The sequence below is a fragment of the Nocardiopsis sp. NPDC007018 genome (genome assembly GCF_040635075.1).
Lineage (GTDB): Bacteria > Actinomycetota > Actinomycetes > Streptosporangiales > Streptosporangiaceae > Nocardiopsis.
Window position 1 is genome coordinate 67,242 of sequence record NZ_JBEYHA010000007.1, and the last position, 24,841, is coordinate 92,082.

Here is a 24,841-nt window from a genome sequence, read left to right on the forward strand (position 1 = left end):
CCCGTCGTGACGTGCCGACAGGAGGAGGGGCCCTCGCACGGTGGACGCGCGGGGGCCCCGAAAAGTTCGGCCGAGGGCGCGGCGCGGGGCCCTCCCACGCCGCCTACGCGGGCAGGCCCAGTTCCCTCGCGATGAGCATCTTCTGCACTTCGCTGGTGCCCTCGCCGATCTCCAGGATCTTGGCGTCCCGGTAGAATCGGCCCACGGCGTAGTCGTTCATGAACCCGTACCCGCCGAAGACCTGTGTGGCGTCACGGGCGTTGTCCATCGCCGCGTTGGACGCCACCAGCTTGGCGATCGCCGCCTCCTTCTTGAACGGCTCCCCGGCGAGCATCCTCGAGGCGGCGTCGTAGTAGGCGAGGCGGGCGGCGTACGTGCGGGACTCCATCTCGGCGATCTTGAACTGGATCGCCTGGTAGCGGCCGATGCTGTTCCCGAAGGCCTGCCGCTGGTGGGCGTAGCGCACGCTCTCGTCGACGCAGCCCTGGGCCAGGCCCACGGACAGCGCCGCGATGGCGATGCGGCCCTCGTCCAGGATGCGCAGGAACTGGGCGTAGCCCCGCCCGCGCTCGCCCACCAGGTTGGCCTCCGGCACCCGGCAGTCCTCGAAGACCAGCTCGTTGGTGTCCGAGGCGTTCCAGCCGACCTTGGAGTATTTCTGCCCGACGGAGAAGCCCGGGGTGCCCTTCGGCACCAGGATCGAGGAGATCTCGGGACGACCGTCCTCACGCCGTCCGGTCACGGCGGTCACGGTGACCAGGGCGGTGATGTCCGTGCCGGAGTTCGTGATGAACGACTTCGTCCCGTTGATCACCCACTCGCCGTCCTCCAGGCGCGCGGTGGACCGGGTCGCACCGGCGTCCGATCCGCCGTCCGGTTCGGTCAGCCCGAACGCGCCCAGGGCCTCGCCCGAGGTCAGCCGGGGCAGGTAGGCCTTCTTCTGCTCCTCGGTGCCGAACCGGTGGATCGGCATCGCGCCCAGCGACACCCCGGCCTCCAGGGTGATGGCCACCGACGAGTCGACCCGGGCCAGCTCCTCCAGGGCCAGGCACAGGGCGAAGTAGTCGCCGCCCATGCCACCGTGCTCCTCGGGGAACGGCAGGCCGAACAGGCCCATCCGGCCCATCTTCGCGACGATGTCGTAGGGGAAGGCGCCCCGCTCGTAGAAGTCGCCGATGACCGGCGCGACCTCGGTCTGGGCGAAGGTCTCCACGGCGGCGCGGAGGTCGGCGTGCTCGGTCGAGAGTTCGTGGCGGTTCATCGCTGCTGCTCCTCGCGGATGGCGGGGGTGGACGGGGCGTCGGCCGGTTCCTCGGCTGACGCGGGGTGGGGTTCGACGGTGACCAGGACGGCGTCCATGGGCACCGACGCCCCGGGGCGGACCGCCACGGCGGTGACGGTCCCGTCGACGGGTGAGGGCACGGAGTGCTCCATCTTCATGGCCTCGACGACGGCCAGCGCGGTCCCGGCGGTGACCTCCTGGCCCACGCTGACCGGGACGTCGAGCACGGTGCCCGGCATGGGGCTGCGCACCGTGCCGTCGGCTGCGGCGTCGTCCTGGCGCAGGGCGGCGGTCACCGGCTCCTCGTGCGGGCTCCACGCCGCTCCGCCCGCCCCCAGCCACCGGTGGTCGGTGCGCGGGTCGTCGGCGCGGGCGTAGGTGACGGTGCCGGAGGCGTCGGAGACGGTGAGCCGGGTCCCGTCCTCGGAGCGGTGGGCCCGTACGGCGACGGGTGCGTCGTCCTCCAACCGGACCAGGTAGTGCCCGGCCGGGCCGTCACGCCGGACCCGGACCACGGTGGCGTCGTGGCCGGGAAGCCGCAGCCGCCACTGAGTCCAGGCCGGGTCACCCATCCGCCAGCCGTCCGGGACCGCGAACCGGTCGGGGTCGGGCGGACCCTCCAGGTCGATCTGGTGGTCCAGCGCGGCCGCCGTGTACACGGCGGACCGGTGGTCCGGCGCGGGCTCGGGCGGGTCGGTGGCGATGAGGTCCGTACTCAGGTCGCCCTCGACCACGCGCGGGTGGCGCAGGAGCCGCCGCAGGTAGGCGGTGTTGGTCACGCAGCCCAGCAGTGTGTACGAGGCCAGGGCCGCGTCCATCCGGCGCAGCGCCTCGGCCCGGTCCTCGCCCCAGGTGATGACCTTGGCCAGCATGGGGTCGAAGTCCGAGGTGACGGCGCCGCCCCGGGCGATCCCCGAGTCCACGCGCACGTGCGGACCGGCGGGCTCCTCCAGGAGCAGGATCGGCCCGCCCGAGGGCAGGAAGCCGCGGTCGGCGTCCTCGGCGTACACACGGGACTCCACCGCGTGCCCCACCCAGGAGACGTCCTCCTGGGCGAAGGGCAGTGCCTCCCCGTAGGCCACGCGCAGCTGGAGTTCCACCAGGTCGACGCCGCGCCGCCCGCGGACGGCCACGACCTCCTCGGTGATCGGGTGCTCCACCTGCAGGCGCGTGTTCATCTCCAGGAAGGAGTAGGAGAGCGCGCCGTCGGGATCGGTTTCCGCGATGAACTCCACGGTGCCGGCGCCCACGTACCCGCAGGATCGGGCGGCGGCCACCGCGGCCTCGCCCATGGCGGAGCGCTGGGCGCCGGTGAGCAGGGGGGAGGGCGCCTCCTCCACCACCTTCTGGTGGCGTCGCTGGAGGCTGCACTCGCGTTCTCCCAGGTGCACGACGTTGCCGTGGGAATCGGCCAGGACCTGCACCTCGATGTGGCGCGGCCGCTGGACCAGCTGTTCCACGAGCAAGGTCGCGTCGCCGAAGGACGCCAGCGCCTCGCGTCGGGCGGCCGCCGCGTCGGCGGCCAGGGTGGCGGGGGAGCGCACCTCCCGCATGCCCTTGCCGCCGCCTCCGGCGGAGGGCTTGATCAGCAGGGGGTAACCGGTCTCCTCGGCGGCGCGCAACAGGGCGTCGTCGTCCAGGGGTTCTCCGGGCTTCTCGGTGAAGCCGCCCAGGACGGGCACCCCGGCCGCGGCCACGGTGTCCTTGGCGCGGATCTTGTCGCCCATCGCCTCGATCGCGGAGGCGGGCGGGCCCACGAAGACGAGCCCGGCGTCCGCGCAGGCGCGGGCGAACCCGGCGTTCTCGGACAGGAACCCGTACCCGGGGTGCACCCCGGTGGCTCCGCAGTCCCGGGCCAGGGCGACGATCCCGTCGGCGTCGAGGTAGTGGTCCACCCGCAGTGCCACGTCGGCGGCGCGCGTGTGCGGGGCCCCGGCGTCGGCGTCGGTGTACACGGCGGCGGGACTGAGGCCCATGCGGCGTAGGGTGCGGATGACGCGCAGGGCGATCTCGCCCCGGTTGGCGACCAGGACGCGTGAGACGCCCGGGGTCCGCCCCGGCGCGGTGGTCGGTGGTGTGGTGGTCAAGGGTTCCTCACATCCGGAAGACGCCGTAGCCGACCGGCTCCAGGGGCGTGTGGCGGGCGGCGGACAGGGCCATGGCGAGCACGTCGCGGGTGTCGGCGGGGTCGATGACCCCGTCGTCCCACAGACGGGCGGTGGAGTAGTAGGGGCTGCCCTGTTCCTCGTACTGGTCGCGGATGGGGGCCTTGAAGGCCTCCTCGTCCTCGGCGGACCACTCCTCGCCGCGCGCGCTCATCTGGTCGCGGCGCACGGTGGACAGCACGGACGCGGCCTGTTCGCCGCCCATCACCGAGATGCGGGCGTTGGGCCACATCCACAGGAAGCGGGGCGAGTAGGCGCGGCCGCACATCGAGTAGTTGCCCGCCCCGAACGATCCGCCGATGACGACGGTGAACTTGGGGACGCGGGCGCAGGCCACGGCGGTGACCATCTTGGCGCCGTGCTTGGCGATACCGCCCGCCTCGTAGTCGCGGCCGACCATGAACCCGGAGATGTTCTGGAGGAAGACCAGCGGGATGGAGCGGCGGTCGCACAGCTCGATGAAGTGCGCCCCCTTGAGCGCGGACTCGGCGAACAGGATGCCGTTGTTCGCGACGATGCCCACCGGGTGCCCGTTGACGTGCGCGAACCCCGTGACCAGGGTGGTGCCGTACTCGGACTTGAACTCGGTGAACTCGCTGCCGTCCACGACGCGGCCGATGACCTCGCGCACGTCGTAGGGGGTGCGGGTGTCGGCGGGGACCACGCCGTAGAGCTCCCCGGGATCGAGCGCGGGGGGCCGCGGGGTGCGCGTCTCCCAGGACGGGGGGTCCTGCGGGCCGAGGGTGTCGACGATCCGCCGCACCTTGGTGAGGGCGTCGGCGTCGTCGTCGGCGAGGTGGTCGGTGACGCCGGAGACCCGCGAGTGCAGGTCGCCGCCGCCCAGCTCCTCGGCGGTGACGACCTCTCCGGTGGCGGCCTTCACCAGGGGAGGGCCGCCGAGGAAGATCGTGCCCTGGTCGCGGACGATCACCGCCTCGTCGCTCATCGCCGGGACGTAGGCGCCGCCCGCGGTGCACGAGCCCAGGACCGCGGCGATCTGCGGGATGCCCGCCCGGGACATGGTGGCCTGGTTGTAGAAGATGCGGCCGAAGTGCTCGCGGTCGGGGAAGACGTCGTCCTGCATGGGCAGGAAGGCGCCGCCGGAGTCGGCCAGGTACACGCAGGGGAGGCGGTTGTGCAGCGCCACCTCCTGGGCGCGCAGGTGCTTCTTGACCGTCATCGGGTAGTAGCTGCCGCCCTTGACGGTGGCGTCGTTGGCCACCACCACGACCGGTCGTCCGGCGACGCGGCCGATCCCGGCGATCATCCCGGCGCCGGGGGCGTCCCGGCCGTCCCTGCCGTAGAGGCCGTCGGCGGCCAGGGGGGCGATCTCCAGGAACGGCGATCCGGGGTCCAGGAGGAGGTCGACGCGGTCGCGGGGGAGGAGCTTGCCGCGCTCGACGTGGCGCGCGCGGGTCTTCTCGGGGCCGCCGAGGGCCGCGGTCGCGATCCGCTCCCGCAGCTCCAGCGCGAGCGCGCGGTTCGCGGCGTCGTTGGCGGCGAACGCGGGACCGGCGGTGTCGACCGCCGAACCGAGCACAGGTGCCCTGCTCATGGTGTCCTCTCGTGGAGGGATGTTAATGCTCACTAACAGGGGTGATGTTAGTAACTACTAACATGGGTGTCCAGGGCCCGCGTGGCACGGGCCCCGCGGACGGGCGGCGAGAGGCGGACGGATGGCGGCGGGAACCCAGGGCCAGCGGCCCGCGGGCGAGCGGAGAACGGCGATCCTGGGGGCGGCGGCCCGGCTGTTCGCCGCGCACGGCTATCGGGGGGTGACCATCGACGACCTCGGGCGTGCCGTGGGCACCACCGGGCCCGCGCTCTACCGGCACTTCCCCGGGAAGGAGGCCCTGCTCGGCGCGGTCCTGGTGGACGTCAGCGAACGCCTCGCCCGCCGAGGCCGGGCGCTGGTGGCCGACGCGGACGGCCCGGAGGAGGCGCTGGAGGCGCTGCTGCGCGGCCACATCGACTTCTCCCTGGGAGAACCCGACCTCATCACCGTGCACGACCGCGAGCTGGGCAACCTCACCGACGACGACCGCCGCCGGGTCCGCCGTCTCCAGCGCGGCTACGTCGAGGAGTGGGTGAACGTCCTGGCCGCGCTCCGTCCCGCCGCTCCCCGCGCCGACCTGCGCGCGTCGGTGCACGCCGCGTTCGGGCTGCTCAACTCCACGCCGCACAGCAGGGGGCCGTTGTCGAGGGCCGCGATGTCGGCCCTGCTCCTGCGCATGGGTCACGCCGCCCTGCTGTCCGGGGAGTCCACGCCAAGGCCGAGTTGAGTCCCCGCAGTACGTGGCTTGACCCGCTCACGGGTAGACCCGCGCACGAGTCGCCCGGGCCCGACACCCGGGACGCGCGTCCACCGCCACAGGGAGAGATGGTCCATGGTCGAGAAGCGACCGGAGTCCGAACGCACCACCACCAACGCGGGCATCCCCGCGCCCAGCGACGAACACTCGCTGAGCGTGGGCAGCGACGGCCCCATCGTCCTGCACGACGCCTACCTCGTCGAGAAGATGGCGCACTTCAACCGCGAGCGGGTACCCGAACGCGTGGTGCACGCCAAGGGCGGCGGCGCCTACGGAACCTTCCGGGTGACCCGCGACGTCAGCCAGTACACCTGCGCGGACCTCTTCCAGCCCGGTCGCGAGACCCCGATGCTGGCCCGCTTCTCCACCGTCGCCGGGGAGATGGGCAGCCCCGACACCTGGCGCGACCCGCGCGGCTTCGCGCTGAAGTTCTACACGCGCGAGGGCAACTTCGACATGGTCGGCAACAACACGCCGGTCTTCTTCGTCCGGGACCCGCAGAAGTTCCAGGACTTCATCCGCTCCCAGAAGCGCGACCCGCGTACGGGACTGCGCGACAACACCATGCAGTGGGACTTCTGGTCGCGGTCCCCGGAGACCTCGCACCAGGTCACCTGGCTGATGGGGGACCGTGGCATCCCCCGGACCTGGCGCCACATGGACGGGTTCAGCTCGCACACCTACCAGTGGATCAACGCCAAGGGGCAGCGGTTCTGGGTCAAGTACCACTTCCGGACCGACCAGGGGATCGAGTTCCTCACCCAGGCGGAGTCGGACCGCGTCGCCGGTGAGGACGCAGACCACCACCGCCGTGACCTGTTCGAGGCGATCGAGCGGGGCGAGCACCCCTCGTGGACCCTGAGCATGCAGATCATGCCGATCGACGAGGCGGCGGACTACCGGTTCAACCCCTTCGACCTCACCAAGGTGTGGCCCAAGGGCGACTACCCGCTGATCGAGGTCGGCCGGATGACGTTGGACCGCAACGCGGACAACCACTTCATCCACATCGAGCAGGCCGCCTTCGAACCCTCCAACATGGTGCCGGGCACCGGGGCGTCCCCGGACAAGATGCTGCTGGGTCGCATGTTCTCCTACCCCGACACCCACCGGTACCGGATCGGGGTCAACTACGACGAGCTGCCGCCCAACCGGCCTCACGTGCCGGTGCGCTCCTACGGCAAGGACGGGGCGATGCGGCACTTCCCGCCGGGGACCGGTCAGACGTACCACCCCAACTCCTTCGGCGGACCCGAGGCCGCCCGCCAGCAGGGCGTGGAAGAGGCCGGATGGAAGGTGGAGGCCTCCGAGCTGGTGCGGGAGGCGTACCGGCAGCGAGCCGACGACGACGACGTCTCGCAGCCGCGCGCGCTGATCCGCGACGTGATGGACGACGCGGCGCGGGACCGGTTGGTCTCGAACATCGTCGGCCACATCGGCGCGGTCACCGACGCGGGCATCCGTCAGAGGGCCCTGGGGTACTGGAGCGCGATCGACCCCGGGATCGGCGCACGCGTGGCCGAGGGCGTGGGCGGGGGCTGACCCGTCCGGGGGCGGCACGCGGAAAGGGGGGCGGGTGGCCACGGGCACCCGCCCCCCTTTGTTCCGTCGCGGTGGTGCTACGGGAGGCCGACACCGCCCACGACTTCCTCCACGGGCTGGGTGGCCCCACCGGTGTCGAGACCGTCCGCGGGCAGCTGGCCGGTGACGTCGTCGGTACCGGCCGGGAGGTCACCCGTCCCGACGGGGAGGTCGTCCGTGGCCACCGGGAGGTCGAGCGCCTCCAGGGCACCGGCCGGGTCCTCCAGCTCCATGAGCGCCTGGAGTGTCTTCAGGGAGTCGGCGTCGCTGAGCAGTGCGACGGCGTCCTCGTTGGCCAGGAGCTCCTGGACCTGGGGGTCCTGGAGCAGGGCCTCCGCCTCGGGCGAGAGGTCTCCGGCGGCGCCGGTCGTCCCCTCGACGGTCTCGGCCGCCCCCTCCACGGGCTGGTTGACCTCGTCGCGCGGGTCGGCCTGAGCCGCTCCGACGCCGACGACGGCCAGTCCTGCGGCCAGTACCGTTGCGGTGGTGATCCTGGTGAAGGCGCGCATACGCGTTCCTTGCCCCTCTCTGCGACACGGGTCAGCACGTTCGGTAAGTGCATGACAACACATAGTCACCTAGTGTCGGGTTCGGGTCACCAAGAGCGGGTGTGGTCCCGGTGAAGTCGCCGTCTTCCTTTCGCGCCCAGTGCCAATGGCGGACAAAGACCCCGAAACGTCTCGTGTGGGAACCGGGGGAACGCGATCCCGGACCCGTACATTCGGCAGCGGTGACGTGGGTAGGTCCGAACTCGACGGCCCACAGACGCCCAGGCGTCCCGCCCCCGACCCGAAGAAGGAGCGGTGTACCTATGTCTCGGCCTCGAATCGTGGTGGTCGGCGCTGGTTTCGGTGGCTTCCACACCATCCGTCACCTGGAACGGCGCATACCCACGGGAGCGGCGGACATCGCCCTCGTGGCTCCCCACGACTACATGCTCTACAGCCCGCTGCTGCCGCAGGTGGCCTCGGGCCTGCTCACCCCGCAGTCGGTCGTCATGTCCGTGCACCGGCTCACCAGACAGACCCGGCTCGTCCCCGGCCACGCCGTCGGGGTGGACACCCGCGACCGCACGGTGGTCGTGCGGCGGCCCACCGGCGAACTCGCTCCCTGCCGCTACGACCGGCTGGTGCTCGCACCCGGTTCCATGACGCGGGAGTTCGGCATCCCCGGGCTCACCGAGCACGCCTACGGAGCCAAGACCCTGGCCGAGGCGGTGCTCCTGCGCGACCACGTCCTCGCCCAGCTGGAACTGGCCAACGACTCGCGCGACCCGGTCGAACGCGAGGAGCGCTGCCGCTTCGTCGTCGTCGGCGGCGGTTACACCGGGGTCGAGACCGCGGCCTCGCTCATGCGGCTCTGTCAGGAGGCGGCCCAGCGCTACCCCGAACTGCGCTCGGTCATCCGGTGGCACCTGGTCGACATCGCCCCGACCGTCCTGCCCCAGCTCGGCGACCGGCTCGGCCGCAAGGCCATCGACCTGCTCCGCGGCCTCGGCATCGAAGTCAAGATGAAGGTCAGCGTCCGCGAGGTGACCGCCGACAAGGTGGTGCTCACCGACGGCCGCGCCCTGCCCTGCCGCACCCTCATCTGGACGGCGGGCATCACGCCCAGCCCGCTCATGGAGACCGTCGGTACCCCCACCCAGGGCGGTCGCCTGGAGGTCGGCACCGACCTGTCGGTGCCGGGCCTGCCCGAGGTGTTCGCCCTCGGCGACGCCGCCGCCGTCCCCAACCTCTCGCACAGCGACAGCGCCTACTGCCCACCCACGGCCCAGTACGCCAGCAGACAGGCCTCCACCGCCGCCGAGAACGTGGTCAACTCGGTGCTCGGGAGGCCGCTGCGGGAGTTCCGGCACCGCGACATGGGACTGGTCGTGGACCTGAGCGGGCGCGACGCCCTGGCCAGGATCATGCAGTTCGACCTGAGCGGACTACCCGCGCTGGCCGCCACACGCGGCTACCACGTGGCCTCGGTGCCGTCCGGGACGGCGCGGGCCCGGATCGTCGCCAACTGGGGAATCCGTGCCTTCCTGGGCAGCGAGGTGTCCCGCATGGGGTTCGCGGACGACGGCCGCCCGTCGTCGTTCGTGGCCAACGAAGCCGTCGACTACCTGGACTCCGACACCTCCCGATCCGAGGGCGCCCGGCTACTCGACAACGAGCGGCAGCGCTACGGGGAGGACTGACCCGACCCGTCCCGGCCACGCGAGCCACGGGGTCCGGCGGTCCGGGCGGCCCGTCTGCGGCGTACGAGCACGAAGGCCAGTGACGCGGTCACGACCGCGGCGGCGGTGACCACCGGCCACGGCCCCAGGCCGGACAGCAGGGCGTCCGCGTACCGGCGGCTGGCGGAGTCGGGGTCGGACAGCACCGCCGCGACGAACACCGCACACAGGACGGTGGTGGCCGCGGCCACCACCGTCGCGCGTGTCCCGGTCAACCCCAGGCGGCGGCGCAGCACCCCGCCGGCCTCGGCGATCCGGGTGACGCGGAGCAGGCGCAGGGTCGCGGCTGCACGGACCAGCCGCAGGACCTGCGCCGGGCCGAGCGCGAAGACCACGGCGGGTAGCGTCAGGGCCGCGACGAACGTGCTCCACCGGTGGGTGCGCAGCCAGTCGAGCCTGTTCCGGGCCAGCGCGACGAGGAGTATCCACTCCGCCCACAACACGAGCCCGGCCAGCCAGTTGACCCGGTGCCCGAACTCGGCCCACCGCCCCTGGCCCCACATGTCGAGGAAGACCGCGGGGACGGAGGCCGAGGCGCAGACCAGCACCGGCAGCGCCAGGCGGCGTTCCAGCGCGCGGGCGAGCCCGTTCTCCTCGGAGGGGTCGGTGACGGGGGCCGTGTCGAGGGTGCGCCCAGGCGGGACTTCGGGGGACATACCCGTACGTTAGCCCTGGTGCGGGGAGGTGGCGGCCGAGTGGCCGGGTCCGGTCGGGTGGCTCCGTGTCAGGAACGGACCAGGCGGGCGATGGCGTCGGAAGCCTCGCGCACCTTCTCGTCGGCCTCGTCGCCGCCGTTGGCCACGGCGTGTGCCACACAGTGCTTGAGGTGCTCGTCCAGCATGGACAGGGCGAAGGAACGCAGCGCCTTGTTGACCGCGGAGGTCTGGGTGAGGATGTCGATGCAGTACTGGTCGTCCTCGACCATCCGCTGAAGGCCCCGAATCTGGCCCTCGATGCGGCGGAGCCGGTTGATGTGGCTCTGCTTGTCGCTGCTGTAACCGTGGTTCGCCGCCATGCCACCGTCTCCGTGTCGTTCCTGCTCAGCTGCCATAACAATACCCCCTCAAGGTATTCAAGCGGGGAGCTTCGCGGTCTATTCCGCCCGTCCGGGCGTCGACCGGCGGACCATTTGTCACCAACCAGGCCGTACGAGAAGTTTCCCAGACCGCCGGGGCCGGTCGCTCCGTCCGCGCCGACACCGGGGGCTTTGCCCTGGTTGACGTGATCTTGCCGCGAGTGGCCCGCCAGCGTCCCGGGGGCCGGACCCTCGGAACCCTATGATCACACTCGGTAATCAAGTAAATCCTTACAGTGAGGAGTCGGCCGTGGGTGCACACCATAGCGGCGACACGGGCCACCACCCTGCGGCGAAGGGGCGTGGCCGTGGTTGCCTCCGTGCTGCTCGCCTCCGGAGCCGTCGCCGCTGGTGCGACCTTCAGCGCCCGTGACGCGGTCGCCCAGCCCGCCACGCCCTACGCGTCCTCCACGTGGGGAAGTCTCACCCTGGACCCCGGCGTCTACGGCGGCGGCGCGGTCTCCGGCACCCTCAACGAGCTGGAGGTCAGCGGCAACGGCAACCAGCAGTGGGACATCAACACCGGTCCGGGTTCGGAGATCTCCGACTACCTGACCTCCGCCACCGGCACGGCCGAGGTGAACGTGCAGAGCGCCCCCGAGTCGGGGATGTCCAACGCCAACGGAGCCTTCACCAATCTCGACGTGCCCTCGCCCGCCACCGGCGGCGCCGCGGCGGTGGTCAACCAGGGGCCGTTGCAGCCCAACGGGAACCACCGCCTCTTCACCGTCTCCACCTGGAACAACCGCGTGCAGTGCGCCCCTCCGGCCGGGGTCATCATCCAGGACTCCACCACCGCGCCCATGTTCCTGGGGCGTCTCGTCGACGCCCCGCCACCCAACTCCGCCGGCACCGCCGTGACCGTGCTCGACTTCCCCGGAGGCTACGGGGACGGGATCACCAACGCCCGCGTCACCGTCACCATCACCCACGTGTACGAGATCGAGGACCCCTTCATCGGACACGCCCGCACCGACTACACCGCGGTCGTCCAGGGCCAGGACGCCGACGGCAACGCGGTGGGGGGACCTGAGACGCTCTTCGACATGACACTGGGCGACGTCCGGGCCGACTGCCACGAGCTCGTTCCCCAGACTCCGTCGCCGATCCCGATCCCCACGTCGACGCCCACGGAGTCACCGATCCCCACGGAGTCGCCGAGCCCGAGTCCGAGTCCCAGCCCGAGTCCCAGCCCCACGCCGTCTCCGAGTCCCACGGAGTCGCCGAGCCCGTCTCCGACGCCCGGTCCCACGGGGTCGCCCAGCCCGTCTCCGACACCCGGCCCCACGCCGTCTCCGAGCCCCACGGGGTCGCCCAGCCCGTCTCCGACACCCGGCCCCACGCCGTCTCCGAGCCCCACGGGGTCGCCCGGCCCGACACCGTCGCCCACACCGTCTCCGACGCCCGGCCCCACGGAATCACCGAGCCCGAGCCCCACCGGATCGCCCAGCCCCACGCCGAGCCCCACGGAACCTCCGGGCCCGAGCCCTCGTCCCACACCGTCTCCCACGGAGTCCCCGAGCCCGTCGCCGTCACCCACGCCTCCTCCGACGGGGTCACCGAGCCCGACGTCGTCCCCGACGGAGGCTCCCGGTCCGTCGCCGTCTCCCACGGGGTCGCCGAGCCCGTCCGAGTCGCCGTCCCACCCCGGGTACCCCCACCCCGGCTACCCGCACCCCGGGCCGCAGGACGAGCGGCCGACGCTGCCGGTGACCGGAGCCAGCGTCACCGCGCTGGTCATCGGGGGCCTCGCGGCGGTCGCGGCGGCGGTCGCGGCCTTCGCGGTCTCGCGTAAACGTTCGGTCTGACCTGGGCAATCCCGGGACCGGGGCCCTTGCCCCCGGTCCCGGTCCGCGCTGACCATGACGGTATGAGCGACACCGCCGAGCAGGACATCATGACCACCATCCGCGGGCTGATGGACGAGGAGCACACGCTCCGCTCCGCCGAGGGAGGGCTCGATCCACAGGAGCGCCGCCGGATGCGGCAGGTCGAGGAGGCGCTCGACCAGTGCTGGGACCTCCTCCGTCAGCGCCGGGCCCGTACCGAGCACGGACAGGACCCGGAGGAGGCCCGGGTCCGACCGGTCTCCGAAGTCGAGAACTACCGACAGTAGTCAGGCCTGAGCGAAAACCAACGGTCCACTCCGAGCGTCAGTACAGATGACCGGGTCGGCCCCCGTACCCGGCCCCCGCCCTGCCCGGCTCGCTCGAAGGAACGCCCCCATGTTCGCTTCACTGACCGGCCTCGGCCTCGCCTCCGCGGCGGGTCTGAACGCCTACGTTCCCCTCCTGATCCTCGGCTTGATGGCCCGATACACCGAGTTCGTCCCGCTCACGCCCGCCTGGGCCTGGCTGGCGCACCCCGCCACCCTGGTCATCATCGGCGTGCTGCTGGTCGTCGAGTTGGTGGCCGACAAGGTGCCCGCCCTCGACAGCGTCAACGACCTCCTCCAGACGGCGGTCCGGCCCACCTCGGGCGGGATCACGTTCGGTGCCGGGGCCTCGGCGGTGCAGCTCTCCGAGATCACCGAGATCTCCGGTGAGGCCTCGGCCATGTCGGTCGCCGCGACCGGCGTGAGCTGGGGAGCGGTCATCATCGGTGTGCTCGTCGCCCTGTTCTTCCACGTGGCCAAGGCGCTGGCCCGGCTGGTGGTGAACACCCTCACCTTCGGTATCGGCGCCCCGGTGGTCTCCTTCCTGGAGGACGTCGCCAGCGTGGTCACGGCCTTGCTGGCGATCCTGCTGCCCCTGCTCGTCCTCGTGGTGTTCCCCCTGATGGCGCTGCTCGGTGTGTGGGCCGTTCGCAAGGGACGCAGGGTGCGGGCGCAGCGCAAGGCCGAGCGCGAGGCCTCACACGGAGGGCCGGGGTCGGGCCCCTTCCCCGGGCCGGGCGCTGGCCCCCACCCCGGTCCGCCCTACCCGAGTTCCCCTCCCGGTCCCTACCCCGGCCCCCGGCCGGGTCCGCCCTACCCGAGTTCCCCTCCCGGCCCGTACCCCGGCCCCCGGCCCGGTCCGCCCTACCCGAGCTCCCCTCCCGGTCCCTACCCCGGTCCCCGGCAGGGGCCCGGACACGGCGTCCCACCCCAGCGGTGACACCCGCTGCGGCCTGCGCGGACGGCGGCGGGGTGGCGGAAAACGCATACCGGGACCGGGGCGCGGGGCCGTACAGTGCTGCCAATGGCTGAGATGACTTCCGCGAATCCGAACACCCACCACATCGTCTGGGACTGGAACGGCACCCTCCTGGACGACAACCACGCCAACCTCGCCGCCGTCAACGCGGTGTGCGCCCAGTTCGGCCGTGCACCGGTCGAGCTGGACCACTGGCGCACCGTCTTCCGGCGCCCCCTCATCCCCTGCTACGAGGAACTCCTCGGCCGGAGCCTGTCCGCCGAGGAGTGGGAGCGCGTCGAGAAGACCTACGACGACAGCTACCTGGAACACCTGCACACCTGTCAGCTGGCCGCGGGCGTCCCCGACGTCCTCCACCAGTGGACCGGAACCGGGCGGACCCAGTCCCTGCTCTCGATGGCCACCCACGACCACCTCGTGCCCCTCATCGCCGAGCGCGGCCTGGGCTCGCACTTCACCCGGATCGACGGGCGCCGGTTCGAGACCGAGCACGACTCCAAGGCCGAGCACCTCGTGCACCACCTGGAGCAGCAGGGCCTGGACCCGGCACGCGTCGTGCTCATCGGCGACATCGACGACGACGCCCGCGCGGCCCGCGAGGCCGGAGCCCGCCCCGTCCTGGTCGCCAGCGGCCTCATGGCCCGTGAGCGGCTGGAGGCCACCGGCGCACTCGTCGTGGACACCCCGAGCGACGCGGTGGCCGCCGTCCGCGCCCTCTGACCCGGCCCCGCGACCCGGGTCAACGTGGCCCGTCCACCCAACGGACCCGGTCCGGGGGTGGGCGGGCCACGTTCGCGCGGCACGGCGGTGACCTGCGCTCTTCGCCCCGCCTCCCGTGTCCCCGTTAGCCCGGACCGGCCGCTCGCGCCGACGGCGGTGTGCTGTTAGATGTGTCTCACAGCAACACACAGCGACGCGATTGGGAAGGCCTGCAATGACGGAGAGCAGCGTGCCCCGTGTGCTCTGGGAGCCCGGTGAGGACCGTATCGAGTCCTCCAACATCGTCGCGTTCGCCCGGTGGGCCGAGCGCGAACGGGGGGTCAAGGCCTTCGGCGGCGGGGGCTCCACCGCCGCCACGGACTTCGACTTCGACGCACTGTGGCGGTGGTCGGTAACCGACGTCGACGGCTTCTGGGCGTCCATCTGGGACTACTTCGGGGTCCGCGCCGCCACCCCGTACGAGAGCGTCCTCGCCGAACGCTCCATGCCGGGCGCACGGTGGTTCCCCGGGGCGACCCTCAACTACGCCGAGCACGTCTTCGAGGGGCGCGACCCCCACGCGGTGGCCATTCGCCACGCCACCGAGCTCAGGGCACTGGACTCCTGGACCTGGGGCGACCTTCGGGAGCGCACCGCAGCGATCGCCGCGGGCCTGCGCGAGCTCGGTGTGGGCCGGGGCGACCGCGTGGCCGCGTACCTGCCCAACCTGCCCGAGACCGCCGCGGCGTTCTACGCCGTCGCCTCCCTCGGCGCGATCTGGTCCTCCTGCTCGCCCGACTTCGGCGTGCGCAGCGTCATCGACCGCTTCGCCCAGATCGAGCCCAAGGTGCTGCTCGCCGTCGACGGCTACCGCTACGCGGGCAAGGACTTCGACCGCCGCCCGGTGGTGGGGGAACTGCGCGCGGCGCTCCCCACCGTCGAGCACACCGTCCTCCTCGACTACCTCGCCCCCGGGGAGCCCCTCGACGGGACCCTGTCCTGGGAGCGGCTCACCGAGGGCGGCGCGGACGCGGAGCTGACCTTCACCCCGGTCCCGTTCGACCACCCCCTGTGGGTCCTGTACTCGTCGGGGACCACCGGCCTGCCCAAGGCGATCGTCCAGGGCCACGGCGGCATCCTCCTCGAACAGCTCAAGAACCTGAACCTGCACCTGGACGCCCAGGCGCACGACCGGGTCCTGTGGTTCACCACCACGGGTTGGATGATGTGGAACTTCCTGGTCAGCGTGTTGTTGACCAGGGCGTCCATCGTGCTGTACGACGGCAGCCCCGCCCACCCGACCCCCGCCGCGGACGGCAGCCGGGCCCGGGCCGCGGCCCCTGACCTGGGCTCGCTCTGGGACCTGGCCGCGCAGGCCGGGGTGACGGTCTTCGGCACCAGCGCCGGATACCTGTCCTCGTGCATGAAGGAGGGTGTGCACCCCGCCCGGGGCCGCGACCTGTCCGCGCTCAGGGCGATCGGTTCCACCGGCTCCCCGCTCAGCCCGGAGGCGTTCTCCTGGGTGTACGAGGAGTTCGACGACGACCTGTGGCTGTTCTCCACCAGCGGCGGCACCGACATCTGTAGCTGCCTGGTCGGCGGGACCCCGACCCTGCCCGTGTACGAGGGCGAGATCCAGTCGCGCGGGCTGGGCATGGCCGTGGCCTCCTGGGACCCGGACGGCAACGAGCTGGTCGGCGAGGTCGGCGAGCTGGTGGTCACCGAGCCCGCCCCCTCCATGCCGGTGTTCCTGTGGGGCGACACCGACGGCGAGCGCCTGCGCGACAGCTACTTCTCCGTCTACCCGGGCGTGTGGCGGCACGGCGACTGGATCGAGATCACCGACCGCGGCACCGCGATCATCTACGGCCGCTCGGACTCCACCATCAACCGGGGCGGTGTCCGCATGGGCACCAGCGAGATCTACCGCGCCGTGCTGGCCCTGGACGACGTGGTGGACGCCCTGGTCGTGGACGTGCCGCAGAGCGACGGCTCCTCAAGGATCGAGCTCTTCACCGTGCTGCGGGAGGGCGCCGACCTGGAGGGCGACCTGCCCAGGGAGATCGCGCGCCGTATCCGCACCGACTGCTCGCCCCGGCACGTGCCCGACCGGGTCCGGGTGATCGCGTCGGTGCCGCGCACCCTGTCCGGCAAGGTGCTGGAGGTGCCGGTCAAGCGCATCCTCATGGGCGAGGACCCCAAGAAGGTGGCCAGCCGTGACTCGCTGGCCAACCCCGAGGCGCTGGACCACTTCAGCGAACTGGTCGACGACTGAGCCGGGGCGGCGGCGCCGCCCGCCGACAGGGCCCGGAGGAGCACCACTCCGGGCCCGGTCGGCCCCGTGGCCGGGTACGGCCGTCGCTCGCTCCGGGACAGAGCCGGGCGTAGCCTGACAACGTGTCCCAGAACCGATCCGCCCGCCCCCCGTCCGCCAGCCCGCCCGCGCCGGACCGGCGCCGTGTCGACGGCATCGACGCCGCGCGGGCGCTCGCGGTGTTCGGGATGTTCGCCGTCCACCTCGGGGTCGTCTCCTTCGGTCTGCTGCCCGAGGAACAGGGGTGGGAGCTGCACAGCCTCGTGCGCGGCAACTCCTCCGCCCTCTTCGCCTTCCTCGCCGGGCTCTCCCTGGCCCTGATGACCGGGCGCACCGCCCCGGTCGAGGGCGTCCGGTTGCGTGAGGCGGTCGTCCGCGTCCTGGCCCGGGCCCTGCTCATCGGGGTGTTGGGGCTGGTCCTGGACTCCTTCGCCGTGCCGGTGGCGATCATCCTCACCTACTACGCCGGGTACTTCGTGCTGGCGCTGCCGCTGCTACGGGCGCGCGCGGCCCCGCTCTGGGCGGCGGCGGGCGCCCTGGCGCTGCTGGGGCCGGTCGTGTCGTTCGCGCTGCGGCTGGAGTTCTTCCCGGCGGGCGTGCGCACGGGCGCGGTCACCTCGCTCACCGAGTTCCTGCTGACCGGCTACTACCCGGCGATCACCTTCATGGTGTTCGTGATCGCGGGGATGGCGGTGGGCCGCACGGACCTGACCTCCACCGCGGTGCGGGTCCGGTTGGCGGTCGGCGGGGCGGTCGCGGCGGCCTCGGGCTACCTGGGTTCGTGGGTGCTCCTCCAGCCGTTGGGCGGCCTGGACCGACTGACCGAGGCGGAGCACCCGTTCCTCGAGGGCCGACCGCTCAGCTCGCTCGACCCGGGGTACGCCGAGGACCTGCGTTACGCCACCACGGACCACGCCCACAGCATCAGCGGGCAGGTGCCCACGGACTCCTGGTGGTGGCTGGCGGTGAACACCCCGCACACCGGTACGACCTTCGAGATCCTCGAAGCGGTGGGACAGGCCCTGGTGGTCCTGGTGGTGTGCGTGGTGCTGGCCGAACGCCTTCCGCGCGTGCTGTACCCGCTGACCTCCGTGGGGAGGATGCCCCTGACCGTCTACACCGGGCACATCCTGGTCCTGGCGGTGGTCGTGGCGCTGCACCCGGAGGGTTCCGCGAGCGGCTCCTGGTACCTGGAGTACTTCGTCGTCGGCTCGCTGGTCTTCGCCAGCCTGTGGCGCTGGGCGGTGGGCCGGGGACCGTTGGAGACCGGACTGGGCGCCTTCGCCGACGCGGCGGTCGACTACGCGGGGGTCGGTCGCTCCGACCGTCCGGGGCCCGGGCCGGACGGCGAGCGCGGAGAGCGGGGACCGGGTCGCGACCCCGAAGGTCCGGACCCCGGGACGGGCACGGGCTGAGGCCCGGGCCGCCGCCCGTGCCCCGGTGCGGCCCCCGGTCCGGGGGTCCGCGCGACCGGTACGGGCGGGGGAGAACCGCTCAGGTCCGGTCCTCGGGCCGGGTGATGTGCGCGGACGTGCGGTCCCGGTGCGCCAGCGTGTCCGTGGTGGTGCGCGTGTTCTGCCGGATCAGCCGCCGGGCGTCGTCGGCGGCCGAGCGCGCCGCCTCCGGGCTGGCGACGGGGCGGGCCGACAACTCGGCGTCCTCGGGCAGGCCGATGTCCACGGGCAGCCCGGCCCGGCTGATCACCCGCAGTTGTGCCGACTCCTGCGACTGGGAGGGCCGGATGTCGCCGTCCGGGGTCTTCCACGCCGACAGCCGGTGCGCGAACCAGGGGGCGCCCCGAAAGTCCGGGCCGCTCTCCCACGCCATCCCGTCCGGGCGGTGGGCCAGGGCGTGCCGCAGGTCGGCCAGGGTCCACCCCGCCGAGAAGAACCGGGCGCTCTCGTCGCGCAGGGCCGCGAAGTCCACCCCGCGCAGGGAGGGGTCCTCCCGGCGCAGCAGTTCGCAGGCGTCGTGCACGGCGTGCGGGGTGTGCCGGGGCCGGTGCTCGGGGTCGGCCTCGGGCCTGCGCAGCAGGGAGTCGTCGATGTTCACGATCACCTCGCCCCGGCGGTTGTCCCAGATGCTCACGTCCTCGCGCGCCCACCCTTGGGACTCGGCCAACGCCGTGGCCATCCTGCGCAGGTCGACCTGCGTGTCGTCACTGCTGATCCGGAACTCCGCCATGCCTCCCAGCGTAGTCGCGCGCCCCCGCCGGGGAGGCCGGGGCCGGTACGGGTGGCGCGCCCTCGGGAGGGCATCCGGTCTAGACCGCGCTGCCCTCGCGGGTCCCGTTCCGCCCGCCCGGAACCACGCTTTCCGGGCTTTCCCCGCCCCTGATTGGAGGAAAGAACCATGTCGGCCGCCTTCGCCTCTTGGAGCCTCCTCCAACCTTCGGGGCGCGCACCCGCCCGGGCCTGACGGCGGACCGGCCCGGGGTTATGGTGACTGCCTGACGGCGGGGGACACCCACCCCGCGTCGAGCGAGGACACGCCGTTCGCGCAGGCAGCAGCGGACGGCCCCAGTTGAACCGACGAGCTGTAGGTGCCCGTGCCCCACACCGCATCCGTGCCCGAGGCGACGACCAACCGCGCGCTCCGGGCGTTCCTGCACGGCCTCCCGGGAGTCGACGAGGTCGGCGCCCGCGCCCGGGCCCAGGACCTGGCCACCCGGTCGATCAAGACCACCGCCAAGGCCCGCGCCATCGACCTGGCCGTCTCCATGGTCGACCTCACCACCCTGGAGGGCGCCGACACACCCGGCAAGGTCAGGGCCCTGTGCGCCAAGGCCGCCCTGCCCGACCCCGCCGACCGCACCGTGCCGCACGTGGGCGCGGTCTGCGTCTACCCCGACATGGTCTCCGTCGCCGTGGAGGCCCTGCGCGGCACCGGGATCGGTGTGGCCTCGGTGGCCACCGCCTTCCCCGCCGGTCGCGCACCCCTGGAGGTCAAACTCGCCGACACCCGGCGAGCGGTCGCCGACGGCGCCAGCGAGATCGACATGGTCATCGACCGGGGCGCCTTCCTCTCCGGCGACTACCTCAAGGTCCACGAGGAGATCGTCGCGGTCAAGGAGGCCTGCGGCGACGCCCACCTCAAGGTCATCCTGGAGACCGGCGAACTGGTCACCTACGACAACGTCCGCCGCGCCTCCCACCTGGCCATGCGCGCCGGCGGGGACTTCGTCAAGACCTCCACCGGCAAGGTGGCGCCCGCCGCGACCCTGCCCGTCACCCTGGTCATGCTGGAGGCCGTGCGCGACCACCACGCCGCCACCGGCCGCCGGATCGGCGTCAAACCCGCGGGCGGCATCCGCACCACCAAGGACGCCCTCCGCAACCTGGTCCTGGTCAACGAGACCGCCGGACCGGAGTGGCTGACCCCCGACCTGTTCCGCATCGGCGCCTCCAGCCTGCTCAACGACCTGCTCATGCAGCGCACCAGGCTGACCACAGGCACCTACCCGGGCCCCGACTACTACACGCAGGACTGAGCCGTGATCTTCGAGTACGCGCCCGCACCGGAGTCCCGCTCCGTCGTCAGCCTGCGCGAGACCTACGACCTGTTCGTCGACGGCGAGTTCACCCCGGCCCAGAGCGGTGAGTACCTCACCACGCTCAATCCGGCCGACGAGGAGGAGCTGGCCCGGGTGGCCGTCGCGGGGGAGGCCGACGTCGACCGCGCCGTCGCCGCCGCCCGCCGCGCCCACGACACCGTGTGGGGCCGCATGAGCGGCGCCGAACGCGGCAAGTACCTGTTCCGCATCGCCAGGATCATCCAGGAGCGCTCACGCGAACTGGCGGTCCTGGAGACGATGGACAACGGCAAGCCCATCAAGGAGACCCGCGACGTCGACCTGCCGCTGGTCGCCGCGCACTTCTTCTACTACGCCGGATGGGCCGACAAGCTCGCCCACGCCGGACTGGGCCCGAACCCCGCCTCCCTCGGGGTGGCCGCCCAGGTCATCCCCTGGAACTTCCCGCTGCTCATGCTCGCCTGGAAGGTCGCCCCGGCGCTGGCCACCGGCAACACCGTGGTGCTCAAGCCCGCCGAGACCACGCCGCTCAGCGCGCTGGTCTTCGCGGAGATCTGCCAGGAGGCCGACCTTCCCCCCGGCGTGGTCAACATCCTCACGGGCGCGGGCGAGACCGGACGGGCCCTGGTCCAGCACCCGGGTACCGACAAGGTCGCCTTCACCGGCTCCACCGGGGTCGGTCGCGAGATCGCCCGCGCCGTGGCCGGGACCGACAAGCGGCTCACCCTCGAACTGGGCGGCAAGGGCGCCAACATCGTCTACGACGACGCCGCCCTCGACCAGGCCGTGGAGGGTGTCGTCACCGGCATCTTCTTCAACCAGGGCCACGTGTGCTGCGCCGGTTCGCGCCTGCTCCTCCAGGAGTCGATCGCCGAGGAGTTCCTGCCCCGGCTCAAGGAACGCGTCGCCAAGCTCCGGCTGGGCGACCCGCTCGACAAGAACACCGACATCGGCGCCATCAACTCCGCCGCCCAGCTGGAACGGGTCCGCGAGCTCACCGCCACCGCCGACGAGGAGAACGTCGAGCGCTGGTCGCCCGCCTGCGACCTGCCCGCCAGCGGGTACTGGTTCGCGCCCACCGTGCTCACCGGCGTCAGCCAGGCGCACCGGGTGGCCCATGAGGAGATCTTCGGCCCCGTGCTGTCGGTCCTGACCTTCCGCACCCCCGAGGAAGCGGTGGCCAAGGCCAACAACACGCCCTACGGGCTCTCGGCCGGAGTGTGGACCGAGAAGGGCTCCCGCATGCTGTGGACCGCCGAGCGCCTGCGCGCCGGCGTCATCTGGTCCAACACGTTCAACAAGTTCGACCCGACCAGCCCCTTCGGCGGCTACAAGGAGTCGGGATACGGCCGCGAGGGCGGCCGCCACGGTTTGGAGGCCTACCTTGGCTGAGCGGCGCGGCAACAAGAAGAAGGGCGCCGGTTCCGGGGAGGGGGCACCCGCCCCGGCCCGGATCGCGGTCCGCAAGACCTACAAGCTCTACCTCGGCGGGGCCTTCCCCCGATCGGAGTCCGGCAGGAGCTACCCGGTGACCTCAGCCGACGGCACCCACCTGGCCAACGCCTCCCAGGCCTCACGCAAGGACGCGCGCGACGCCGTCACGGCCGCCCGCAAGGCCTTCGGCGGCTGGTCCGGGCGCACCGCCTACAACCGGGGCCAGATCCTGTACCGGGTCGCCGAGGTCATGGAGGGGCGGCGCGCGCAGTTCGCCGCCCGCCTCGTCGAGGCCCTGGGCGCGACCCCCGCCGAGGCCGACCGCACCGTGTCCGCCGCTGTCGACCGCTGGGTGTACTACGCGGGCTGGACCGACAAGTTCGCCCAGGTGCTCGGCGGCGCCAACCCGGTCTCCGGCCCCTACTACAACCACTCCGCCCCCGAACCCACCGGCGTGGTCGCGGTGTTCGCGCCCCAGGGCGCCCCGCTGCTCGGGCTCACCTCGGTCCTCGCCCCGGTGATCGCCACCGGCAACACGGCCGTGGTGGTCACCTCCGAGGCCGCGCCCCTGGCCGCGATCGAGCTGGCCGAGGTTTTCGCCACCTCCGACCTGCCCGGAGGCGTCGTCAACCTGCTCACCGGGAGCGCGGGCGAGATCGGCCCGCACCTGGCCTCGCACGCCGACGTCAACGCCCTCGACCTCACCGGTGCGGGCGGGCACGCGGTGGAGTTCGAGCGGACCGCGGCCACCACCCTCACCCGGGTGCTGCGCCCCGGCCCCGAAGCGACCGGGGGAGAGGACGCCTGGCTCGACACCGACCCCGGGACCTCCCGGTTGTCGCCCTTCCTGGAGACCAAGACCGTCTGGCATCCGGTCGGGGTGTAAGACTGACGGTCCGGCCCGCCCCCACCTTCCGGGGGCGGGAACGGCCCGACAGCCGAGTGGAGGAACGGTGTCAGCGAACACCCCCGAACAGGCCGAGCCCCGAACCACCGGGCCAGGCGCCCCCGAGCGCGTGCCCGGACTGCGCCTCGTGCGCCTGGACCGCACCACCCCCGAGGTGGCCCTGCTGCGCGAGGTCCTGCCCCGCCAGCGGGTCGCCCCCGACCAGCGCCGGTTCATCGACGAGGCGGTGCACACCCTGCCCCGCGCCGACCAGGACCCCGCACGCCACCCCTACGCCGTCGTACTCAACGACGGCCCCCTGACCGACCGGGCCACCGTCCTGCGCGCCTGCGTGGGCTTCGGGGTCATCGACCGGGTCGGCCAGCTCCGCGCCCTCGTCGACGACCCGGAACGCGCCGTGCAGCTGCGCGCGTTCTACATCGCCCTCGAACACCAAGGGAAGGGGATCGGCCGCGCCGCCTGCTCCGCTCCACTGCTCGACCTGCTGGTGGCGGCGATCGCCCCCGACGCCACCGAGATCGCCCTGTGCGTCAACGACGGCAACGACATGGGCGAACGCACCTACCGGGCCGCCGGGTTCACGCCGAACGGCCGCCGCCACGACGCGGGCGAGCACGGCACGCAGTCCGTGCTGACCCGGCCGGTCGAGACCGGCTACCACCCCGTCCCCCAGCTCCCGGAGCCCCGGTGACCCGGTGGCGTGGATCGCGCAGACGGGCCGCCGGACTCTGGGACACCTCCCAGGTCCGGCTGGTCCGGCTGGACACGGGGACGGCCGAGGCGGACCTGCTCAGGGAGGCCGCGCTCTCGCACCGGCTGCCGCCGGAGCAGTCGCGCTTCACCGGGCTGCCCGCACGGACCCTGCCCGACGCAGACGGCGACCCCGAGCGCTTCCCCTACGCGGTCGTGGCCCTGGAGGGGCCGGTGGACGGCCCCGAACGGGCGCGCGAGGCCTGCGCCGGATTCGGCGTGCTCGACCGGGTGATCCGCTCGGAGCTGGTCGACGCGCCGGAGCGCGCCGTACTGCTGCGCGCCTACTACGTCACGTCACAATGGCAGGGCCGCGGCGTGGGCCGGGCGTCGTGCTCCGCCCCCCTCCTGGACGGGCTGGTCCGCGAGGTCGCCCCGCACGCCAGGGAGGTCGTGCTCTGCGTCAACCGGGGCAACCTACCGGCGCAGCGCGTCTACAAGGCCTCCGGCTTCGACTTCACCGGCACGGTCGTGCCCGGCGACGCGGGCCCCCAGGAAGTGATGTCGCGCCCCCTGGAGCCCGCACCCCACCCCGAACCGCTCCAGCGGTCCAGATGAACGGAGACACCCAGTGACTCGTACACCCCAGGCCGCCGCCGAGGAGGCCGCCGCCGAGCTGCGCGCGCGTACCGGTGTGGACAGCTACGACGTGGCCCTGGTGATGGGGTCCGGCTGGGCGCCCGCCGCCGACCTGCTCGGCGACTCCAAGCACGAGTTCGCCACGTCCGAGCTACCCGGCTTCCTGCCCCCGGCGGTGGAGGGCCACAGCGGCACGCTGCGCAGCATCGCGGACGGCGACCGGAACGTGCTCGCCTTCCTCGGCCGCACCCACCTGTACGAGGGCCACGGCACCGACGCGGTCGTGCACAACGTCCGCACGGCCGTCGCGGCGGGCGCCGGGACCATCGTGCTCACCAACGCCGCGGGGGGCATTAACCCCGACTACGCGGTGGGCTCTCCGGTGCTGATCGCCGACCACCTCAACATGACCGCGCGCTCGCCGCTGACCGGCGCGACCTTCGTGGACCTGACCCGGACCTACACCCCGGAGCTGCGTTCCCTGGCCCGCGAGGTCGCCCCGGACCTGCCCGAGGGCGTGTACGCGGCCATGCCCGGACCGCACTTCGAGACCCCGGCCGAGGTGCGCATGCTCCGTGCCATGGGCGCCGACCTGGTCGGTATGTCCACCGTCCTGGAGGCCATCGCCGCCCGCGAGGCCGGTGCCCGGGTGCTGGGGATGTCCCTGGTCACCAACATCGCCGCCGGTCTGGAGGGTGCCAACCTCGACCACGAGGACGTCCTCGCCACCGGCCGCGACTCCGCCGCCACGGTGGGCCGCCTGCTCGCGGACATCGTGCGGCGCTTCTGAGCCGTCCGACGACGTGAACCCCCCCGGCCCGACAGGGCCGCCACCGCCACCACCGACCTC

General features: G+C 72.6%; 21 protein-coding genes and 1 pseudogene. 15 read left to right on the forward strand and 7 right to left on the reverse strand.

Features of this window, described 5'->3' with window-relative positions:
• Nucleotides 1–103 precede the first annotated feature (103 nt).
• Genes ABZ635_RS05425 through ABZ635_RS05435 form a run of 3 tightly spaced genes read right to left on the reverse strand, consistent with a single transcriptional unit; the run spans nucleotide 104 to nucleotide 4,987 of the window.
• The gene (locus ABZ635_RS05425) at nucleotides 104–1,261 is read right to left on the reverse strand and encodes an acyl-CoA dehydrogenase family protein (protein WP_357759299.1); all 1,158 of its coding nucleotides are present in this window, start codon (nucleotides 1,259–1,261) and stop codon (nucleotides 104–106) included.
• A complete protein-coding gene (locus ABZ635_RS05430) occupies nucleotides 1,258–3,369 on the reverse strand; it encodes a biotin carboxylase N-terminal domain-containing protein (RefSeq protein ID WP_357759302.1) in 2,112 nt (703 codons plus the stop codon). Before ABZ635_RS05430 ends, ABZ635_RS05425 begins: the two co-directional genes overlap by 4 nt.
• Nucleotides 3,370–3,376: 7 nt before the next feature.
• Nucleotides 3,377–4,987 carry a carboxyl transferase domain-containing protein gene (locus ABZ635_RS05435; protein WP_357759520.1) on the reverse strand — a complete coding sequence of 537 codons (1,611 nt, stop codon included), beginning with the start codon at nucleotides 4,985–4,987 and terminating at the stop codon, nucleotides 3,377–3,379.
• Nucleotides 4,988–5,123: 136 nt separating this feature from the next.
• On the opposite strand from ABZ635_RS05435, the gene ABZ635_RS05440 reads away from it, so the two are divergent.
• Both ABZ635_RS05440 and ABZ635_RS05445 read left to right on the forward strand, forming a co-directional pair.
• Nucleotides 5,124–5,729, forward strand: coding sequence for a TetR/AcrR family transcriptional regulator (locus tag ABZ635_RS05440; protein WP_357759305.1), 606 nt, complete (start codon nucleotides 5,124–5,126; stop codon nucleotides 5,727–5,729).
• 105 nt (nucleotides 5,730–5,834) lie between these two features.
• On the forward strand, nucleotides 5,835–7,301 hold the full coding sequence (locus ABZ635_RS05445; RefSeq protein WP_357759308.1) for a catalase: 1,467 nt from the start codon (nucleotides 5,835–5,837) through the stop codon (nucleotides 7,299–7,301).
• Between the two features lie 77 nt (nucleotides 7,302–7,378).
• Here ABZ635_RS05445 and ABZ635_RS05450 read toward each other — a convergent pair whose 3' ends face one another.
• Nucleotides 7,379–7,849: a hypothetical protein gene (locus tag ABZ635_RS05450; protein ID WP_357759311.1), complete on the reverse strand. Its 471-nt coding sequence runs from the start codon at nucleotides 7,847–7,849 to the stop codon at nucleotides 7,379–7,381.
• Nucleotides 7,850–8,151: 302 nt separating this feature from the next.
• On the opposite strand from ABZ635_RS05450, the gene ABZ635_RS05455 reads away from it, so the two are divergent.
• Nucleotides 8,152–9,528: an FAD-dependent oxidoreductase gene (locus ABZ635_RS05455; RefSeq protein WP_357759314.1), complete on the forward strand. Its 1,377-nt coding sequence runs from the start codon at nucleotides 8,152–8,154 to the stop codon at nucleotides 9,526–9,528.
• On the opposite strand, the gene ABZ635_RS05460 is transcribed toward ABZ635_RS05455, so the two are convergent.
• Nucleotides 9,513–10,223 carry a metal-sensitive transcriptional repressor family protein gene (locus ABZ635_RS05460; RefSeq protein ID WP_357759316.1) on the reverse strand — a complete coding sequence of 237 codons (711 nt, stop codon included), beginning with the start codon at nucleotides 10,221–10,223 and terminating at the stop codon, nucleotides 9,513–9,515. The two genes, ABZ635_RS05455 and ABZ635_RS05460, sit on opposite strands and share 16 nt — an antisense overlap.
• 68 nt (nucleotides 10,224–10,291) lie before the next feature.
• Nucleotides 10,292–10,582 carry a metal-sensitive transcriptional regulator gene (locus ABZ635_RS05465; RefSeq protein ID WP_357759319.1) on the reverse strand — a complete coding sequence of 97 codons (291 nt, stop codon included), beginning with the start codon at nucleotides 10,580–10,582 and terminating at the stop codon, nucleotides 10,292–10,294.
• Between the two features lie 314 nt (nucleotides 10,583–10,896).
• Between ABZ635_RS05465 and ABZ635_RS05470 the strand changes: the two genes are divergently transcribed.
• From ABZ635_RS05470 to ABZ635_RS05495, 6 genes and pseudogenes are all read left to right on the forward strand, one after another.
• Nucleotides 10,897–12,450, forward strand: a complete 1,554-nt coding sequence (locus ABZ635_RS05470) for an LPXTG cell wall anchor domain-containing protein (RefSeq protein ID WP_357759322.1) — start codon at nucleotides 10,897–10,899, stop codon at nucleotides 12,448–12,450.
• Between the two features lie 62 nt (nucleotides 12,451–12,512).
• On the forward strand, nucleotides 12,513–12,758 hold the full coding sequence (locus tag ABZ635_RS05475) for a DUF2630 family protein (RefSeq protein WP_357759324.1): 246 nt from the start codon (nucleotides 12,513–12,515) through the stop codon (nucleotides 12,756–12,758).
• Between the two features lie 109 nt (nucleotides 12,759–12,867).
• A pseudogene (locus ABZ635_RS05480) lies at nucleotides 12,868–13,479 on the forward strand (DUF4126 domain-containing protein); the annotation flags it as partial.
• A 342-nt stretch (nucleotides 13,480–13,821) separates the two neighbouring features.
• Nucleotides 13,822–14,496: an HAD hydrolase-like protein gene (locus ABZ635_RS05485; protein ID WP_357759327.1), complete on the forward strand. Its 675-nt coding sequence runs from the start codon at nucleotides 13,822–13,824 to the stop codon at nucleotides 14,494–14,496.
• 214 nt (nucleotides 14,497–14,710) lie between these two features.
• A complete protein-coding gene (locus tag ABZ635_RS05490; RefSeq protein WP_357759330.1) occupies nucleotides 14,711–16,750 on the forward strand; it encodes an acetoacetate--CoA ligase in 2,040 nt (679 codons plus the stop codon).
• Between the two features lie 122 nt (nucleotides 16,751–16,872).
• A complete protein-coding gene (locus tag ABZ635_RS05495) occupies nucleotides 16,873–18,204 on the forward strand; it encodes a heparan-alpha-glucosaminide N-acetyltransferase domain-containing protein (protein ID WP_357759333.1) in 1,332 nt (443 codons plus the stop codon).
• A gap of 79 nt (nucleotides 18,205–18,283) precedes the next feature.
• Here the strand turns inward: ABZ635_RS05495 and ABZ635_RS05500 are convergent, their stop codons facing one another.
• Nucleotides 18,284–18,973 (reverse strand): hypothetical protein, encoded by a 690-nt coding sequence (locus tag ABZ635_RS05500; RefSeq protein WP_357759336.1) that lies wholly within the window; start codon nucleotides 18,971–18,973, stop codon nucleotides 18,284–18,286.
• 358 nt (nucleotides 18,974–19,331) lie between these two features.
• Here ABZ635_RS05500 and deoC point away from each other — a divergent pair, with 358 nt between their 5' ends.
• The 6 genes from deoC (at nucleotide 19,332) to ABZ635_RS05530 (ending at nucleotide 24,781) form a co-directional block, all read left to right on the forward strand.
• Nucleotides 19,332–20,279 carry a deoxyribose-phosphate aldolase gene (gene deoC, locus ABZ635_RS05505; RefSeq protein ID WP_357759338.1) on the forward strand — a complete coding sequence of 316 codons (948 nt, stop codon included), beginning with the start codon at nucleotides 19,332–19,334 and terminating at the stop codon, nucleotides 20,277–20,279.
• Between the two features lie 3 nt (nucleotides 20,280–20,282).
• Nucleotides 20,283–21,713, forward strand: coding sequence for an aldehyde dehydrogenase family protein (locus ABZ635_RS05510; protein ID WP_357759341.1), 1,431 nt, complete (start codon nucleotides 20,283–20,285; stop codon nucleotides 21,711–21,713).
• Nucleotides 21,706–22,641, forward strand: a complete 936-nt coding sequence (locus ABZ635_RS05515) for an aldehyde dehydrogenase family protein (protein ID WP_357759344.1) — start codon at nucleotides 21,706–21,708, stop codon at nucleotides 22,639–22,641. The genes ABZ635_RS05510 and ABZ635_RS05515 overlap by 8 nt, the downstream gene beginning before the upstream one ends.
• 67 nt (nucleotides 22,642–22,708) lie before the next feature.
• Nucleotides 22,709–23,353 carry a GNAT family N-acetyltransferase gene (locus ABZ635_RS05520; protein ID WP_357759347.1) on the forward strand — a complete coding sequence of 215 codons (645 nt, stop codon included), beginning with the start codon at nucleotides 22,709–22,711 and terminating at the stop codon, nucleotides 23,351–23,353.
• Nucleotides 23,350–23,970: a GNAT family N-acetyltransferase gene (locus ABZ635_RS05525; RefSeq protein ID WP_357759350.1), complete on the forward strand. Its 621-nt coding sequence runs from the start codon at nucleotides 23,350–23,352 to the stop codon at nucleotides 23,968–23,970. Before ABZ635_RS05520 ends, ABZ635_RS05525 begins: the two co-directional genes overlap by 4 nt.
• 13 nt (nucleotides 23,971–23,983) lie before the next feature.
• Nucleotides 23,984–24,781, forward strand: coding sequence for a purine-nucleoside phosphorylase (locus ABZ635_RS05530; protein WP_357759353.1), 798 nt, complete (start codon nucleotides 23,984–23,986; stop codon nucleotides 24,779–24,781).
• Nucleotides 24,782–24,841: the final 60 nt, after the last annotated feature.

What these genes read in the sequence shown, in the direction of transcription:
- ABZ635_RS05425 (WP_357759299.1), bottom strand. Translation starts at nt 1,261, where the DNA reads ATGAACCGCCACGAACTCTCGACCGAGCACGCCGACCTCCGCGCCGCC.
- ABZ635_RS05440 (WP_357759305.1), top strand. Translation starts at nt 5,124, where the DNA reads ATGGCGGCGGGAACCCAGGGCCAGCGGCCCGCGGGCGAGCGGAGAACG.
- ABZ635_RS05445 (WP_357759308.1), top strand. Translation starts at nt 5,835, where the DNA reads ATGGTCGAGAAGCGACCGGAGTCCGAACGCACCACCACCAACGCGGGC.
- ABZ635_RS05450 (WP_357759311.1), bottom strand. Translation starts at nt 7,849, where the DNA reads ATGCGCGCCTTCACCAGGATCACCACCGCAACGGTACTGGCCGCAGGA.
- ABZ635_RS05455 (WP_357759314.1), top strand. Translation starts at nt 8,152, where the DNA reads ATGTCTCGGCCTCGAATCGTGGTGGTCGGCGCTGGTTTCGGTGGCTTC.
- ABZ635_RS05460 (WP_357759316.1), bottom strand. Translation starts at nt 10,223, where the DNA reads ATGTCCCCCGAAGTCCCGCCTGGGCGCACCCTCGACACGGCCCCCGTC.
- ABZ635_RS05465 (WP_357759319.1), bottom strand. Translation starts at nt 10,582, where the DNA reads ATGGCGGCGAACCACGGTTACAGCAGCGACAAGCAGAGCCACATCAAC.
- ABZ635_RS05475 (WP_357759324.1), top strand. Translation starts at nt 12,513, where the DNA reads ATGAGCGACACCGCCGAGCAGGACATCATGACCACCATCCGCGGGCTG.
- ABZ635_RS05485 (WP_357759327.1), top strand. Translation starts at nt 13,822, where the DNA reads ATGGCTGAGATGACTTCCGCGAATCCGAACACCCACCACATCGTCTGG.
- ABZ635_RS05490 (WP_357759330.1), top strand. Translation starts at nt 14,711, where the DNA reads ATGACGGAGAGCAGCGTGCCCCGTGTGCTCTGGGAGCCCGGTGAGGAC.
- ABZ635_RS05500 (WP_357759336.1), bottom strand. Translation starts at nt 18,973, where the DNA reads ATGGCGGAGTTCCGGATCAGCAGTGACGACACGCAGGTCGACCTGCGC.